The 15,800-nt window shown below is 73.6% G+C and carries 15 protein-coding genes; 8 read left to right on the forward strand and 7 right to left on the reverse strand.

The genetic code is table 11. The annotated features are described in order from the left end of the window. The first annotated feature begins 85 nt into the window (after positions 1 to 85). From FLW16_RS02620 to FLW16_RS02635, 4 genes are all read left to right on the forward strand, one after another. Positions 86 to 859: a cyclase family protein gene (locus FLW16_RS02620; protein WP_142557141.1), complete on the forward strand. Its 774-nt coding sequence runs from the start codon at positions 86 to 88 to the stop codon at positions 857 to 859. Further along, positions 856 to 2,604, forward strand: coding sequence for a thiamine pyrophosphate-binding protein (locus FLW16_RS02625; protein WP_142557143.1), 1,749 nt, complete (start codon positions 856 to 858; stop codon positions 2,602 to 2,604). Before FLW16_RS02620 ends, FLW16_RS02625 begins: the two co-directional genes overlap by 4 nt. Positions 2,605 to 2,699: 95 nt before the next feature. Then, positions 2,700 to 3,437: a 1-acyl-sn-glycerol-3-phosphate acyltransferase gene (locus FLW16_RS02630; protein ID WP_142557145.1), complete on the forward strand. Its 738-nt coding sequence runs from the start codon at positions 2,700 to 2,702 to the stop codon at positions 3,435 to 3,437. A gap of 116 nt (positions 3,438 to 3,553) precedes the next feature. Continuing rightward, complete coding sequence (locus FLW16_RS02635) at positions 3,554 to 6,448, forward strand: LuxR family transcriptional regulator (protein ID WP_142557146.1); 2,895 nt, start codon at positions 3,554 to 3,556, stop codon at positions 6,446 to 6,448. A 61-nt stretch (positions 6,449 to 6,509) separates the two neighbouring features. Here the strand turns inward: FLW16_RS02635 and FLW16_RS02640 are convergent, their stop codons facing one another. Beyond that, positions 6,510 to 8,738, reverse strand: coding sequence for a M4 family metallopeptidase (locus FLW16_RS02640; RefSeq protein WP_142557148.1), 2,229 nt, complete (start codon positions 8,736 to 8,738; stop codon positions 6,510 to 6,512). 410 nt (positions 8,739 to 9,148) lie between these two features. On the opposite strand from FLW16_RS02640, the gene FLW16_RS02645 reads away from it, so the two are divergent. Further along, positions 9,149 to 9,574: a PPOX class F420-dependent oxidoreductase gene (locus tag FLW16_RS02645; protein ID WP_142557150.1), complete on the forward strand. Its 426-nt coding sequence runs from the start codon at positions 9,149 to 9,151 to the stop codon at positions 9,572 to 9,574. A gap of 181 nt (positions 9,575 to 9,755) precedes the next feature. On the opposite strand, the gene FLW16_RS02650 is transcribed toward FLW16_RS02645, so the two are convergent. The 4 genes from FLW16_RS02650 to FLW16_RS02665 all read right to left on the reverse strand — a co-directional run bounded on the left by FLW16_RS02650 (position 9,756) and on the right by FLW16_RS02665 (position 12,112). Continuing rightward, positions 9,756 to 10,568 (reverse strand): SDR family oxidoreductase, encoded by an 813-nt coding sequence (locus tag FLW16_RS02650; protein ID WP_142557152.1) that lies wholly within the window; start codon positions 10,566 to 10,568, stop codon positions 9,756 to 9,758. Further along, entirely contained in the window at positions 10,565 to 11,038 is a 474-nt protein-coding gene (locus tag FLW16_RS02655) for a DUF6789 family protein (RefSeq protein ID WP_142557154.1), read from the reverse strand. Before FLW16_RS02655 ends, FLW16_RS02650 begins: the two co-directional genes overlap by 4 nt. A 20-nt stretch (positions 11,039 to 11,058) precedes the next feature. After that, positions 11,059 to 11,469: a hypothetical protein gene (locus FLW16_RS02660; RefSeq protein WP_142557156.1), complete on the reverse strand. Its 411-nt coding sequence runs from the start codon at positions 11,467 to 11,469 to the stop codon at positions 11,059 to 11,061. A 226-nt stretch (positions 11,470 to 11,695) separates the two neighbouring features. Continuing rightward, entirely contained in the window at positions 11,696 to 12,112 is a 417-nt protein-coding gene (locus tag FLW16_RS02665) for a CBS domain-containing protein (protein ID WP_142557158.1), read from the reverse strand. 138 nt (positions 12,113 to 12,250) lie between these two features. Here FLW16_RS02665 and FLW16_RS02670 point away from each other — a divergent pair, with 138 nt between their 5' ends. Both FLW16_RS02670 and FLW16_RS02675 read left to right on the forward strand, forming a co-directional pair. Beyond that, positions 12,251 to 12,439: a hypothetical protein gene (locus FLW16_RS02670; RefSeq protein WP_142557160.1), complete on the forward strand. Its 189-nt coding sequence runs from the start codon at positions 12,251 to 12,253 to the stop codon at positions 12,437 to 12,439. Positions 12,440 to 12,566: 127 nt separating this feature from the next. After that, complete coding sequence (locus FLW16_RS02675) at positions 12,567 to 13,232, forward strand: triacylglycerol lipase (RefSeq protein ID WP_142557161.1); 666 nt, start codon at positions 12,567 to 12,569, stop codon at positions 13,230 to 13,232. Between the two features lie 49 nt (positions 13,233 to 13,281). Here FLW16_RS02675 and FLW16_RS02680 read toward each other — a convergent pair whose 3' ends face one another. Then, the gene (locus FLW16_RS02680) at positions 13,282 to 13,950 is read right to left on the reverse strand and encodes a hypothetical protein (protein ID WP_142557162.1); all 669 of its coding nucleotides are present in this window, start codon (positions 13,948 to 13,950) and stop codon (positions 13,282 to 13,284) included. Between the two features lie 127 nt (positions 13,951 to 14,077). Between FLW16_RS02680 and FLW16_RS02685 the strand changes: the two genes are divergently transcribed. Beyond that, positions 14,078 to 15,151 carry a hypothetical protein gene (locus FLW16_RS02685; protein WP_142557164.1) on the forward strand — a complete coding sequence of 358 codons (1,074 nt, stop codon included), beginning with the start codon at positions 14,078 to 14,080 and terminating at the stop codon, positions 15,149 to 15,151. Here FLW16_RS02685 and FLW16_RS02690 read toward each other — a convergent pair. Beyond that, positions 15,134 to 15,703: a hypothetical protein gene (locus FLW16_RS02690; protein ID WP_142557166.1), complete on the reverse strand. Its 570-nt coding sequence runs from the start codon at positions 15,701 to 15,703 to the stop codon at positions 15,134 to 15,136. The genes FLW16_RS02685 and FLW16_RS02690 overlap by 18 nt on opposite strands. Between the last annotated feature and the right edge of the window lie 97 nt (positions 15,704 to 15,800).

Consider the following 15,800-nt stretch of genomic DNA (forward strand, 5'->3'; position numbering starts at 1 on the left):
TCGTACGGTTCACCCGCGTCCGATATGGCGTTCCGGGGGGCGGGTGTAGGAGGATCGCAGGGGCCTGACTGTTGGGGAGGCGTTGATGTCGGTGTTGCGGGATCTGGTGGACGGCATCCGGGGCGGGGGGATCGAGGTGCTCGACCTCACCGCGCCGCTGAGCGACACGACGCCGATCCTGCTGCTGCCCGAGCCGTTCGGGCAGACGGTGCCGTTCTCGATGCAGGAGATCAGCCGGTACGACGACCGCGGCCCGGCCTGGTACTGGAACAACTTCACCACCGGCGAGCACACCGGCACGCACTTCGACGCGCCCGTCCACTGGGTGACCGGTCGCGACGGCGAGGACGTGTCGCAGGTGGCTCCCGCCAAGCTGATCGCCCCCGCCGTGGTGCTCGACTTCAGCGCGCAGTCGGCCGCCGACCCCGACTTCCTGCTGGAGGTCGACCACGTCAAGGCGTGGGAGGCCGAGCACGGGCCGCTGCCCGACGGCGGCTGGCTGCTGTACCGCACTGGGTGGGACGCGCGCGCCCACGACCAGGCGGAGTTCCTCAACGCCGACGAGACGGGGCCGCACACGCCGGGCATGTCGCCCGACTGCGCCCGCTACCTCGCCGAGGAGACGCCGATCACGGGCATCGGGACGGAGACCGTCGGCACCGACGCGGGCGCGGCCCACTCCTTCGACCCCGCCTTCCCCTGCCACTCCTACCTGCTCGGCGCCGGGAAGTACGGCCTGACCCAGTTGCGCAACCTCGACCGGCTGCCGCCGACCGGCGCGGTTGTGATCGCGAGCCCGCTGCCGATCGTCGGCGGCTCGGGCAGCCCGGTCCGCGTGCTCGCGCTGGTGGAGCGGTGAACGTCGCGGAGGCCGTCGGCGCGGCCCTCGCCGCCCTCGGCGTACAGGCGGCCTTCGGCGTTGTCGGCAGCGGCAACTTCCACGTCACCAACGCCCTCGTCGAGCACGGCGTGCGGTACGTCGCGGCGCGGCACGAGGGCGGGGCCGCCACGATGGCCGACGCCTACGCCCGGATGAGCGGCACGGTCGCCGTGCTCACCGTCCACCAGGGGCCCGGCCTGACCAACGCGCTGACCGGCGTCACCGAGGCGGCCAAGAGCCGCACCCCGCTGCTCGTGCTCGCCCCTGAGGTGACCTCGCCCACCTCCAACTTCCGCATCGACCAGACCGCGCTCGCCGAGGCCGTGGGCGCGCACTGCGCCAGGGTCGCGTCGGCCGCCACGGTCGTGGACGACACCGTGATGGCCTTCCTGGCCGCCCTGCTCGGGCGCCGGACGGTGGTGCTCAACCTGCCCCTGGACGTGCAGGCCGAGACGCTGCCCGACGAGGCCGCCGAGGCCGTACGGGAACTGCTGGCCGGCCGGGGCGGCGCGCACCGCGCCGTGGCGAGCCGCGTGCCGCCGGCGTGGGGGCTGACGTTCCCCATCGAGCCCGGGGACGACGCGGAACCGGAGGGCCTCACCGCGGAGCCGTCCGACGAGCTGACGCGGTTCGCGCGGATGCTGGCGGAGGCGGAGCGGCCGGTCTTCGTGGCCGGCCGGGGAGCCCGCGGCGCGCGGCGGGAGCTGGAGGCCCTCGGCGAGCGGGTGGGGGCGCTGTTCGCCACCTCGGCGGTCGCCAAGGGTCACTTCCACGGCAGCCCCTGGGACCTCGACGTGAGCGGCGGCTTCGCCACCCCGCTCGCGGCCGAGCTGATCCGCGGCGCCGACCTCGTCGTCGGCTGGGGCTGCTCGTTCACCATGTGGACCACCCGGCACGGCGCGCTGATCGGGCCGGACACCAGGGTCGTCCAGGTGGACCTCGACCCCGACGCGCTCGGCGTGCACCGCGAGATCGACCTCGGCGTGGTCGGCGACGTACGCGAGACCGCGCGGGCGGTCGCCGCCCTGCTCGGCGGACCGGGGGCGGGGGGCGGGACGGGGACGCGCGGCTACCGCGCTCCGGAGATCGCCGGGCGCATCGCGCGCGAGGGGCGCTGGCGCGACGTGCCCTACGAGGACCTGAGCGCGGAAGGGCGCATCGACCCCAGGACGCTGACCGTCGGGCTCGACGACCTGCTCCCGCAGGAGCGGCTGGTGGCCGTCGACTCGGGGAACTTCATGGGATATCCGTCGATGTTCCTCACGGTCCCGGACGGCGGCGCGTTCTGCTTCACCCAGGCGTACCAGTCGATCGGGCTCGGCCTGGCCACCGCGATCGGCGCGGCCGTCGCGCGGCCCGACCGGCTCGCGGTCGCCGCCCTCGGTGACGGCGGGGCCCTGATGGGCGTCGCCGAACTGGAGACGGTCGTACGGCTCGGCCTCCCGATGGTGGTCGTGGTCTACGACGACGACGGGTACGGCGCGGAGGTCCACCATTTCGGCCCGCACGGGTTCCCGCTCGGCGCGGTCACCTTCCCGCCCGCCGACATCGCGGGAATCGCGCGGGGCTTCGGCTTCGAGGCGGTGACCGTACGGCGGGAGGAGGACCTGTCGGGGGTCGCCGAGTGGCTGAAGGGGCCGCGCGACAAACCCCTGCTCGTCCACGCGAAGGTCACCGCCGACCGCCCGTCGTGGTGGCTGGAGGAGGCCTTCCGCGGCCACTGACCCGGCCCGGAGCCAAAGCGGAGCCAAGCGGAGCTCGCGGGAAAGAGGACCTTCGGCCCGTAAAAGTTACGGACGAGTAGGTTACGGTTTCAGACATGGCTGAGATCGTGTACCCGCCGGTCCTGCGGACCGCGCTGACCGCCTTCAAACTGCTCGACCTGAGGTTCCGCATGGAGGGCACGGAGCGGATACCCCGCAGCGGCGGCGCGGTCCTGGTGAGCAACCACGTCAGCTACCTCGACTTCATCTTCGCCGGCTTCGCCGCCTACCCCGCGGGGCGGCTGGTCCGGTTCATGGCGAAGAAGGAGGTCTTCGAGCACCCGGTGTCGGGCCCGCTGATGCGCGGCATGCACCACATCCCCGTGGACCGGTCGGCCGGGGCGGGCGCCTACGACGCCGCCGTACGGGCCCTCAAGGACGGCGAGATCATCGGCAACTTCGCCGAGGCGACGATCAGCAGGTCGTTCACGGTCAAGGAGATCAAGAGCGGGCCGATCCGGATGGCGGCCGACGCCGGGGTGCCCGTGATCCCGGTCGCCCTGTGGGGCGGCCAGCGGCTGTGGACGAAGGGCCGGCCGCGCAAGCTGCTGCAGCGGCATGTCCCGATCACGATCCTGGTCGGCGAGCCGATGCTCGCGGGCCCGGGTGACGACATCGGCGCGCTGACCGGCGACCTTCGGCGGCGGATGGCGGACCTGCTCGACGAGGCCCAGCGGACCTACCCCGACCAGCGGCGGGGCGTGTGGTGGCAGCCGGCCCACCTCGGCGGCACCGCGCCCACCCCGGAGGAGGCCGCCGCGCTGGACGCCGCCGCCCGGCCCCGCCGGGAGTAGGGCAGGGCGTCTGTCCGGTTCCGCAACACGGCCGTTACGCCGAAGGGTTGACCGGCGGTCAAGGGACGGGGATAACTGAGCCCGGGGGACTCGCAACCCGTACCTTGGAGCCGTGGATGAGCATCGTGCCCCCGCCCCCGCTGGTCGGACGCGCCACTGAGCTGCGGACTCTCATCGACGCGGTGACCCGCCCGCCGGCGGTCGTGCTGGTGGAGGGCGAGGCGGGCATCGGCAAGACCCGGCTCGTCCGCGCCGCGCTCGACCGCCTGCCGTCCGGCGACCGGGCCGTCCTCCTCGGCTACTGCCACCAGATCCGCGAGCCCTTCCCGTACGGGCCGGTCTTCGAGGCGCTGCGGGACATCAGGGGACGGCTCCCCGCGGCACACCGGCTCAACCCGGTCACCGGCGCGCTCCGCGCCCACCTCCCCGAACTGGCCGGCGCGCTGCCGCCGTCGCCGCAGCCCCTGGACGAGCCGCGGGCCGAACGCCACCGGGTCTTCCGCGCGATACGCGCCCTGCTGGCGGCCGTCGGACCGGCCGTGCTCGTCGTCGAGGACCTGCACTGGGCCGACGACGGGACGCTCGACCTGCTGCGCTTCCTGACCGGGCAGCCGCCGCAGGGGCTGGCGGTGGTCGCGACGTGCCGCAGGGACGGCGTCGCGGGTCCGCCGCTCGGCCGGGCGTACCGGCACCAGCCGGACACGGCCAACGTGGTCGTGCGGCTGGCGCCGCTGGACGCGTCCGGCGTGGCAAGCCTGGCCGGTGCGCTGCTGGAGCGGTCCGACCTGTCTCCCGGGTTCGTCACGCGGCTGCACGAGCGCACGGCGGGCATCCCGTTCGTGGTGGAGGAACTGGTCCGGTCCCTGCCCGCCTCGCCGCCGGGCGCGGACGACCCGGACGCGCTCGACCGTGCCGTCGACCGGGCAGGCGCCCCGCTGCTGCTGCGCGAGGCGATGGCCGAGCGGATGGCCGGTCTGTCCGCGGCGGCGGCCGGAGCGGTCAGGGCGGCGGCGGTGCTGCGGCTTCCCGCGGGTGAGCAGCTGATCACCGCGGTCGGCGGCGACCCGGCCGCGCTGAACCCCGCCACATCGGGTCTCGCCGGGCCGGGTTTCGCCGGGCCGGGCTCCGTCGGACTGGCTGAGGCGCTGCGCGCCGGGGTCCTGCACGAGCACCCCGGCGGCCGGTACGGCTTCCGCCACGCGCTGGCCCAGCAGGCCGTCTACGACGCCATCCCCGGCCCCGAACGCCGGTCGGCGCACGTGCGGGCGATGGCCGCGCTCGCCGCGACGGACGCGCCGCCGCTGGTGCAGCTAGCCTTCCACGCCCGGCAGGCCGGGGACACCGACGCCTGGGTGCGCCACGGGACCGCCGCCGCCCAGCAGGCCGCCGCGCTGGGCGACACCGCCCTGGCCGTGGAGGTGGTCGAGGGCATGCTCGACGACCCCGACCTGCCGGTGCGCGACCGGGGCCCGCTGGTGCTGATGCTGAGCCGTTTCGCGGCGACGGGCCTGTCGCACCAGCGGGTGGTGCGGCTGCTGCGCCAGGTGCTGCGGGGCGACTTCCTCTCCCGGGACGTGCGGGGCGAGGTGCGGCTCAACCTCGGCGTCGTCCTGTCCAACCAGGCGGGCGACGCCGCCGCGGGGCGGCCGGAGATCATGGCCGCCCTCGCCGAGCTGAACGACCGGCCGACGCTGGCCGCCCGAGGCTGGGCCAGCATGGCGATGCCCGAGTGGGGCGCCGAGTCGCTGGCGGAGCACGCGGAGTGGATGGCCCGCGCGGAGGCGCTCGTCGCCACCGCCGACAACCCTGAGCTGTCGGCCGCGGTCCTGGCCAACCGGGCCTCCTTCGAGATGACGACCGGCTCTCCCGGCGCGTTCGACGTCGCCGCCAGGCTTCCGGCCGAGGACCCGCGCACGGGGGTCCGGCGGGAGGTCGCGCGAGCGTACTGCAACCTCCACGACTCGGCGACGACCGTGGGGCTCTACGCGGCGGCCGAGCGGTTCGCCCGGGAAGGGCGGCGGCTCGCCCTGGAGACCGGCGCGCAGTATCCGGCCTTTCTCCTCGACGCCTCCGCGATCCGCAGGGAGTGGCTCACCGGGCGGTGGGACGGCCTGCGCGACCGGGCGGCGTCGCTGGGAGAGTCGGCCACGGAGACGCCGCTGGTCGCGGTGGACCTGTGGCTGGTGCTGGGGCTGCTCGCCCTGGCGACGGGCGAATGGGAGGAGGCGGTCAGGCAGTTCCACCGCGCGGGACTGGACGCGCCGGAGGCCCGCAACGTCCCGGTCGTGACGGCCGCCGCCGGAGGGCTCGTCGATCTGCACCTCGCCCGGGGAGCGGGGGACGAGGCCGTCGCGGAGGCCGAGCGGGCGGTCGCCCGGCTGCGCCGCAAGGGCGTGTGGGTGTGGGGCGCGAGTCTGGTCCCGTCGGCCGTCGCCGCGTTCGCCAGGGCCGGGCGCATGGAGACGGCGGCGGAGCTGGTGGACGAGTACGCCGCCGGGATCGCGGGCCGGGTGGCGCCCGCCGCGCACGCCGCGCTCGACGCCGCCCGCGGCGCGCTCGCCGCCGCAGAACCGCGGCACGCCGACGCCGCCGCCTTCTTCGCCCGGGCCCGCGAGGCGTACGCCGCCCTGCCCCAGCCCTACGCGGCGGCGCGGTCGGCCGAGGGCGAGGCGCGGTCCCTGCTCGCGCTCGGAGACGGCGCCGCGGCGGCGGGCTACCGGGAGGCCGCGGAGTCGTACGGCCGGCTCGGCGCCACGCACGACGCGGCCCGGTGCAGGCGGGTGCTGCGCGACATCGGAGTGGACGTCCCGCTGCCGCGCGGCGGGCGGCGGGGCGCCGGCGCGCTGTCGCAGCGGGAGCGGGAGGTCGCCAGGCTCGTCGCGCTCGGCCGGACCAACCGCGAGATCGCCGACGTGCTCTTCCTGTCCACGCGCACGGTCGAGACGCACGTCGCCACCGTGCTGCGCAAGCTCGGCGTACGGTCGCGGACCCAGATCGCACCGCCCGCCTGACCGCCCCCGGGACGCGGAAACCCCCGGGACCGTGCGGTCCCGGGGGCTGCGCCGCCGTGGCTCAGACCGTGATGCTCCACGAGTCGAGGTAGCCGGTGTCGTAGGTGTACTGGTCGCGGACCTCAAGGGTCCAGGTGCCCGCCGCCGTCTGCGTGACCGGGACGGAGTAGGTCCTGGTGCCGAACGACGTGCAGCTCAGGCCGCCGCTGGACTTGACCGTGTACCAGGTGCCGTTCGGGCCCTGGAGCCTGATCCGCAGGTCCTCGGCGCAGGTGTGCGAGATGGTGATGCTGAGCTTGACCGGGGAGACCGCGGTGCCCGTGGCGGTCGAGGTGATCGGGCTGGTGATCGTGGTCAGGTCGTTGATCGTGTAGTCGGTGCCGTTGGTGAACGTGCGCCCGCCCGAGGTGCCCGACACCGTCAGCGTGTACGACGCGGTGTGGCTGCCCGAGGATCCGCTGCCGGTGACGGTGACCGTGTAGGTGCCGGCCGGTGTCGACGCGCTGGTGGAGACGGTCAGCGTGGAGGAGCCGCCCGAGGTCACCGACGACGGGCTGAAGCTCGCGGTGGCGCCTGAAGGAAGCCCGGAGGCGCTGAGGCTCACCGTCTGCGCGCTACCCGAGCTGGTCGACGTCGCGACCGTGGCGGTGACCGACTGGCCGGGTGTCACCGTGCCCGCGGTGGGGTTGAGCGACAGCGAGAAGTCGTTGCCCGAGGAGGAGCAGCTCGCCTCGTTCGACTGCGCCGGCACTCCGGCCGCGCTCCACGCCGCCTTGGTGGCCGCGCACTCGGGGCTGCTCGCGCCGTACAACTCGACCGCCGCCGCCAGCGACGCGGTCCTGACGTTGACGTACTTCCAGGTCGAGGTCTTGCGCTGCAGCGCGCCCATGTAGATCTTGCCGGCCTTCTGGATGCCGATGCCGGTGACGGAGGAGGGGCCGCCCGAGCAGATCGGGCTGCTCGGCTTGCCGCCGCCCGGCGACGAGCCCTCGGCGAGCAGGTAGAACCAGTGGTTCAGCGGACCGGCCGCGGAGTGGACCTCGGTGCTCGGGATTGAGGAGGAATAGCAGTTGGGGTCGCCCGCGAGGGACGGGTTGTACATGTAGCGGATGGGCCCGTCACCGACGAGGTTGACCTCCTCGCCCACCTGGTAGTCCGGCGGGTCGTTCGGGTTGTTGGCGTACGCCTCGGTGAGCGCGCCGAAGATGTCGCCGGTGCCCTCGTTGATGCCGCCGTTCTCGTTGCCGGAGCCGGCGGCGCCGGGGGTCGTCTGGAAGATGGCGTGACCGAACTCGTGCGCCACGACGTCGATCGGAGTGGCCTGGCGGGCGTTGTCCTGCGAGTGGCCGAAGTTGGTGTAGCTGCCGTTCCAGTACGCGTTGACGTCGGCCAGGCCCACGCGGGTGGGGAAGCCGCCGCCGCTGCCGTTGATGCCGTTGCGGCCGAGCCAGTCGCGCAGCATGTCCCACTCGCGCTGGACGCTGTAGAGCGCGTCGACGCAGGCGGTCTCCAGGTTGGTCCCGCTGCCGTTGCCCCAGGAGTCGTCGGTGCCGGTGTAGGCCGAGCCGTTCTGCCCGCCGCACCTGAGCCCGCTGCGGGTGGAGTCGGTCATCGAGTACGAGGAGCCGGAGCCGCTCGTGTTGATGGTGACCGTGCCGTAGTAGTAGCCGTTGCCGGTGCCCGCCTTCACCTGGTCGTAGGAGTCGGCGATCTCACCGGTGGTCGCGTCGACGAAGACGTGCTGGATGCTCGGCTTGCCGTCGGCGATGCCGGAGACCAGCGCCTCCCACGCCAGGCGCGGCTTGCCGCCCCAGGCCAGGACCACCAGGCGCGGGGCCGCGGTGTCGTCGACCCGGGACAGCACGGTCTTCGCCGTCGAGGTGGCGGTCTCGGCGGTGACCGCCGGCGAGGTCGGCACGCCCAGGGGAAGGGCGCCGGACGCCGCCTCGGTGTCGCGTACGCGCCCATTGGAGTCGGTGACCACGACCGCGTCGCCGCCCACGATGGGCAGGCCCTTGTACGCGCGCTCGTAGGTGACGTAGTACATGCCGCCGCCCGGCGTGACGGCGGTGCGCCGGTAGGTCTCGTTGGGGGACACGCGCAGGTCGTCCAGGCCGCTCGCGACGGCCTGGTCGGCGGCGGCCGCGGCCCGCTGCGCCGGGTCGTCGGCGAGGGACCTGACCGCGCCCTGGCTGCCGGGCGGGGGCTTGGCGGCGGCGGCGGTGGCGGGTGCCACCACGCCGGTCACGGCCAGCGCGGCGGCCGCCGCGAGCAGTGCTGTGCGCCTCATGGGCGTCTTCCTTTCTCTGCCTCCACGTGGCGTCCGCCTTGTGGGCGGGCGCCTGCGGTCGCGCCTCGGGAGACCGGCCCGGGCGGCGGACACAGTGGGATTTGGGGGGTGATGAGAGAAATGGATGATGCTTTCCGCTCGGGGCACGAGCGGAGACGTCTCTCCCATGGCGGAGACGGCTGGGAGAAAAGAGGGGAGCTCTACGTCACGGGACTCCTCGTTTCGCCGACCCGGCCGGGGAAACCGGCCCGTGCGCGACGTTAGAACCCTGGTCCGGATGCGAACATCCGTAGAGATATCCGTACATCTACGGAAAAGCGACGGCCTTTGTGCGTAGGGCGTAAGAAAACGGCCACCACGTGGGGGAGGGGAGACGAGACGAACAGGTGAGGAGCGCTAGGTTCGACGCCATGGAAAGGATGACCGAGGCGGAGTGGCGCGAGTTCGCGATGAGCGGCACCAGGACCGGAAAACTCGCCATAACCAGGGCGGACGGGCGGCCGCACGTGACGCCGATCTGGTTCGCGCTCGATGGGGACGACGTGGTGTTCACCACCCACGAGAGCGGAGTGAAGGCCAAGGCGCTGCGCCGCGATCCCCGGGCGGCCCTGTGCGTCGACGACCAGGCCCCGCCGTACTCGTATGTGATGCTCGAGGGAGAGGCGACTCTGTCGGACGACCTCGCCGAGGTGCGCCACTGGGCGACGGTGCTCGGCGGCCGCTACATGGGGGAGGACCGGGCCGAGGAGTACGGCCGGCGCAACGGCGTCCCGGGGGAGTTCCTCGTGCGGCTGCGCGTCGGCAAGGTCGTCGCCTTCAAGGACGTCGCCGGCTGACCGCCTGCGACGACGGCCGGTCGCCGCCCCGCCGTTCCCCCGCCGTGCCTCCGCCGCGCCCCGCCGTGACCTCGTGCGGACGCGAGGGCGCGGCGGAAGGCGGGTCTTCGCGAGGCTCGCGCGGCGGCACGTCCCTCCGCCGCGCGTCGACGGCTCTCCGCGGCGCTCCGGCCGGATGCGGCTACTCGTCCTTCTCGGACGTGCCGCCCTTGCCGGGTTCGGCCATGCGGCGGTGCATGGCGGCCTTGGCCGTGTCCGGGGTGACGCGGCCCGCCACGCCCTGGACCTTGTTCAGGAAGGACCCGGCGACGATCTTGTCGTCGCCCTTCATCAGCGCGTCGAAGCCCTGCCGGGCGACCTCGGCCGGGTCGTCCTTCTTGCCGGAGCCCACCCGCGTGTCCTCCATGCCGGCCCGCTCGAAGAACTCGGTGTCCGTCGGGCCCGGCAGGAGCGAGGTGACGGTGACCCCCGAGTCCTTCAGCTCGTTGCGCAGAGCCTCGGCGAACGAGTGGAGGAACGCCTTGCTCGCGGCGTACACCGCCTCGAACGGCCCGGGCGTGAGCGCGGCGACCGACGACGTGAACAGGATCCTCCCCTCGCCGCGGGTGGTCATGGCGGCGACGGCGCGCTTGGCCAGGTGCACCGAGGACGTGACGTTGAGCTCGACGAGCTTCAGCTCGGCCTCAAGGGAGGTCTCGCGGAAGGCACCGCCCACCCCGACGCCCGCGTTGACCGCCACGGCGTCGAGGGGCCGTCCGGCCGCGACGGCCGCGGTCCACAGCCGCTCGACCTCGTCGTACCGGGTGAGGTCGGCGCGCACCGGTATGACCTGCCCGCCGTACTCCTTCAGCGACTCGGCGGCGGCGTCGAGCTCCGCGTCCTCCGCCGTGACCACCACGTCGAAGCCGTGCTGGGCGAACTGCCTGGCGAGCTCATACCCGATGCCGCTGGAGGCGCCGGTCACGAGGGCCAGCGGCCGTTCCGTCGTCGTCATCTCTCCTCCTTCTCGTCGTGCCGTCCGTCCGCCCCGCGCATGGCGCGTACCGCGAGGGCCAGCGTGGCGCCGTACGCCACGTGCGCCGCGGCCATGACCACCGGGCGGCCGCGCGCGGGGTCGCGCGAGGCGGGCGGCAGGATGTTCAGTGCGGGCACCCAGCCCTCGTAGGCGCCGAGCCAGATCAGCAGGGCGTAGCCCACCCCGAGGGGAACGCCGGCCCTGCGCCCGCGGGTGAGCAGCGCGAACGCCGCGCCGCAGCCGGCGCCGAATCCCAGGTGCGCGGCGGCGCCGAGGACGTTCTCGCCGGGTTTGGGCCGGTTCCGCCGGCCCGGCAGGGCCGCCCTCACGATGTGCTTGGGCGGCTGGCCCGGCATCAGGCCGCTCTTCTGCCCGGCGAGCATCACCGCGCTCATCGTGAGGGTGGACAGCGCTCCGGCGGCCGCGCCGCGTGCCAGTTGGCGGATCAAGGATCTTCCTCCAGGAGCTTCTACAGACGCCGGGAGAGCTTCTCGGCGAGTCCCGCGGGGTCGGCGACCGTCACGGTCAGGCCGGGGTGGCGCAGCAGCCCGAGCGGCTCGCCACCCCGGATCGGCTCGTGGAACCGCACGCACAGCCCTTTGCGGGCGTTGGTGGCGAACGTGAGGCCGCGGTCGGCGAGGGACACGTGGACCCCGATCGCCCGGAACGGGGAGTAGGGGCCGGTCGTCTCGACGCCGGAGACGTTGGCCAGCGGGGTCTCGATCACCCAGGGCCCGAAGCGGACCCGCAGCGTGCCGGGGCCGGCCAGGACCCCGGCGGTGTCCGGGCGGATGCCCAGGACGGACAGCAGGGGGGCGAATCGGGGGTCGAAATCGAACGCGAAGCGTTCCGGTTTGCCCGCGGTGGTGTCGTCGGTCATCGCTACCCCTCCCGGCACCTCGGTCGTCGATGGGTCCGGCCGCCGGGTCTCGGCGCGGAGGCCCGGCGCCTCGCCCCCGGTCGCGGCGGCTCCGTCTCCGGCGACGTCCCGCCGGGATAGAGCGCGCAAATGCCGCCATACCCCCTCGGTCGGGATCAAACAGGGCCCCCGGCCGGGGAGGGCCGGGGGCTCCGGCGACCGCCTGCCGTACGGCGGCGGACGGACGTCAGTCCGTGCTGATGGCGTCCACGAGGTCGCCCACCGGACGGTCGGGAAGGGCGCGGGCCACGTCGGCCAGCGCGACGATGCCCACCAGCGTGTGGCCGTCGACGACGGGCAGGCGGCGGACCTTGTGCGTGGCCATCGTGCTCAGGATCTCGGCCGCGTCGTCGTCGGCGCCGATCGTGACGGCCTCGCCCTGGGCGAGCTCACCGGCCTGGCACGACTTGGGGTCCTTGCCCTGGGCCAGCACCTTCACGACGATGTCGCGGTCGGTCAGCACGCCCTTGAGCCGGTCGTCGGCGCCGCAGATCGGCAGCGAGCCCACGCCGAGGCGCGCCATCTTCTGCGCGGCGTCGAGGACGGTCTCGTCCGCGTTCACGCACTCGGCCCGGGGGGTCATGATGTCGCGAGCGGTCGTCATGCCTTCTCCTTCCTGTCGTGTGTGGTACGCGCGGCCGGGGGGACCGGCCGCGGCACGCCGCCTACCCCCGGCTGCGCGGCGTACACGGCGCCCCCGAGCTCACACGTGCCGGGGAACGCTGCGTACGCTTGCGCGGCCATGAGCGTGGAGGTGCGGAACAACGTGCGAGTGACCGGACGGCCGGACGGCCGGGCGACGTCCTCGGCCTGCCGCCCAGGGTCAGGCTGGCGGGGGATCGCCGAGGCGGTCGTCAACGAGGCCGTCGCCTTCCAGCCCGGGCTGCCCCGCGACGACATCGCCGTCGTCGTTTTCAAGATCCCCGCCTGATCGCGCCGTTTCTTCCGGCGGAGGACCCGCCCCCGGTGAGACGGGGGACGGCGACTGGTGATTTCCCCGATGCCGTGACCGGTCCTGATCGCGAGACTCCTGTCATCCCCCACGGCAAGGAGATCTCATGCGTAGGATCGTCGGCCCCCTCATCGGCATCCTGGCCCTGCTCGGCTTCTTCGCCCCCGCCGCCCCCGCGCAGGCGGCCACGCACAACCCCGTCGTCTTCGTCCACGGCTACACCGGAAACAGCACCAACTTCGCCACCCTGCAGGCCTACCTGGTGGCCAACGGCTGGTCCGCCGGCAGGCTGTACGGCTACAACTACAACTGGGCCGGGTCGAACGTGATCAGCGCCCAGGGCCTGGCCGCCCTCGTCAACCAGATCAAGGCCAGTACGGGCGCGTCCAAGGTCGACATCGTCAACCACTCGATGGGCGGCCTGGTGACGCGGTATTACCTGCAGAAGCTCGGCGGCGCCGCCAACGTCGATCACGTCGCCTCGCTGGCCGGCGCCAACCACGGCACGACGTACGCCAGCGCCTGCACCATCTACGTCTCGTGCATCGAGATGCTGCCCGGCTCGGCGTACATCACCTCGCTGAGCGGCGACGAGACGCCCGGGTCGGCGAAGTACGGCACCTGGGTGTCGCCCTGTGACGGCATCATCATCCCCTACACCAGCACCCGGCTGTCCGGGGCGGACAACCACACCCTCGCCTGCGTCGACCACATCTCGATCCTGAGCAACATCGAGGCGATGTCCGGCATCCGAGACCTGCTCAACAGCTGACCGCCCCCGCTCCCCGGCCGGGCCGCCACGAGGCCGCCCGGCCGGGCCGTCACCCGCGGCCGGCTCCACCGTTCAGGCCGCCGCCGCGGAACATCGAGAGGCCCGCGGCGACCAGCCATATGTACGCGGCGAAACGGGCGAGCGTCATGGGCGGGCTCGCTTCGAACCACGCCAGCGACAGGACCGACGTCGTCCCCGGCACGGCGATGAGCAGTCCGAACACGCAGAGCCACTGGGGCAGCGCCCGGGTCCGCAGCGCGGTGAGCGACACCGCCCCGGCGAACAGGCCCAGGAACGTCACATGCGCCGGTGCGCCGATCAGGAAGCCCAGCAGATGCACGGACTCGTACGCCTCGCTTCCCATCTCCGGCCGCAGCACGGCCAGATCCAGCGTCGCGCCGATCAGCAGCATCGCTGCGGCCAGGGTTCCGGCTGCCAGAGGCAGACCACTCCACGCGCCCCGGCGGGCAAGGTAGCGGGCGCACGCACAGCAGAACCACAGCAGCGTGAGCGCGGCGGCGGCCTGGAGCAGCCCCGCGGCCCGGCCCCGGCCGGCGGCCTCGGCCACGAACCGCTGGATGCCCGCCGAAGTCGCCCCCGGCACGGGGAACGCCGGTTCCGAGGTGAACGACAAAGCCAGCGCCCCGATGATGAGCGCGACGGTCGCCGCACCGGCCAGCAATCCCGGATCTCTCCGGGTGGATGAGTCGAAGACCATCTTCCCAAGCGTGGGGCGGTCCACGGCCCCTGTCGTCCTGCCTCGGTAGTAGCCACGATTACATCGTCCGATGTACCGGGCCGCGCCGCCGTTGCGGATCTCGGGCGCTTTGTGGCGAAATGGCGGAATGGGACAGGGATCACGGGGACCGACGGTCCGGGACGCGCGGGCCGCGGCGGCCCGCTGGGTCGCCCGCGAGGCCGCCTCCGCCGCGAACTTCGCCGGGGCCTACCTGACCGGGTCGGCGGCCTGGGCCGATCCCGACGCGGTGCTGCCGCCCACGTCCGACGTCGACGTGGCGGTCGTGGTCACCGATCCCGTCCCGCCGCCCAAGCTCGGCAAGGTCCCCTGGGAGGGCGTGCTCGTCGAGGTCACGTACGTGTCCTGGGACGGGCTCGCCTCGGCGCACGACGTGCTGGCCTCCTGCCACCTGGCCGGTGCCTTCCGCACCGACACCGTGATCGCCGACCCCACCGGGCGGCTGGCCCGGCTCCAGGCCGCCGTCGCGGCGGGCTTCGCGGAACGGCGCTGGGTCCGCCTGCGGTGCGAGGACGCCGAGCGCCGCATCACCGGCGGGCTCGCGGCGCTCGATCCCCGCAAACCGTTCCACGACCAGGTCACCGCCTGGCTGTTCCCGGCCGGCATCACGACCCACGTGCTCCTCGTCGCCGGGCTGCGCAACCCCACCGTACGGCTGCGCTACCCGGCCGTCCGTGAACTCCTGCGGGCGTACGGCCGGAGGGACGTCTACGAGGAGCTGCTTGGCCTGCTCGGCTGCGCGCACCTGACCCGCGAGCGGGTCACCGCCCACCTCGCCACGATGACGAGGGCCTTCGACGCGGCGGCGGCCGCGGCCCGCACGTCGTTCCCCTTCTCCGCCGACGTCACCGGGGCGGCCCGGCCGGTGGCGGTGGACGGCAGCGCGGACCTCGTCGCGCGGGGACTGCACCGCGAGGCCGTCTTCTGGATCGCCGCGACGTACGCCCGGTGCCTGAAGATCCTCGCCGCGGACGCGCCGGGGGAGACGGGCCACCTCGCCGGGTTCGCGGACCTGGCGGCCGACCTGGGCGCCGGCTCGCCGGACGACCTGCGCGACAGGGCGAGAGAGGTGACCGCGTACCTGCCCCGCCTGCGCGCGGTGGCAGAGGAGATCATCGCCGCGAACCCCGAGATCCGGGACGGGTCAGCTCCCGGCGGGTGACGGGCTCGGCGAGGCGGCCGGCGATGAGCTGGGCGAGGTGGCCGGCGACGGGCTCGGCGACGCGCCCGGCCAGGGGGAGAAGGTGGTCCTCCACGCTCCCGGCGGCAGGACCGGGACGTCGATCCGGGCCGTCCCCGCGTTCTGGAACCGGAACGTCACGGGGATCGTGCCACCGCTGCCCAGCGGGCGGGTGAGGCCGGCGAGCAGGACCTGGGGGAGGGCCGTCCCGCCGACGTACCTCCCGCCGGGGATCTCCAGGCCGCCTGCGGGCAGGCGGGCCTCCCGGAACAGGCCCCCGGTGTCCACCGACACCAGACGGTCGGTGCGGCCGCTCTCGTTGAGCAGCATCATGTACATCGGCATGTCGGTCCCCGGCGGGGCGGGCTGCTGCGAGCCGATGACGAAGGCGTTGCGGAGCAGCAGGCCGGGCAGGTTCACGTTCGCCCCCTCGTTCTGGGGCATCGTCTGGGTGTAGTAGTCCTGCTTGATGTCGCCGCAGGCGGCGGTGACAGCCGTGGCCGCGATGCATAGAGCCGCCAGGATCCTGCGCATGTCGACCTCGGCTCGCTCGGAAGGCGTCTTTCGAGGCTGGGTACCCCCTCTGCCGGTTGTTTACCGCCGGAAAATTATGCAAGCCTCGGGACGATGA

The organism is Microbispora sp. KK1-11, from assembly GCF_006874435.1.
In the GTDB taxonomy this organism is placed as follows: domain Bacteria; phylum Actinomycetota; class Actinomycetes; order Streptosporangiales; family Streptosporangiaceae; genus Microbispora; species Microbispora catharanthi.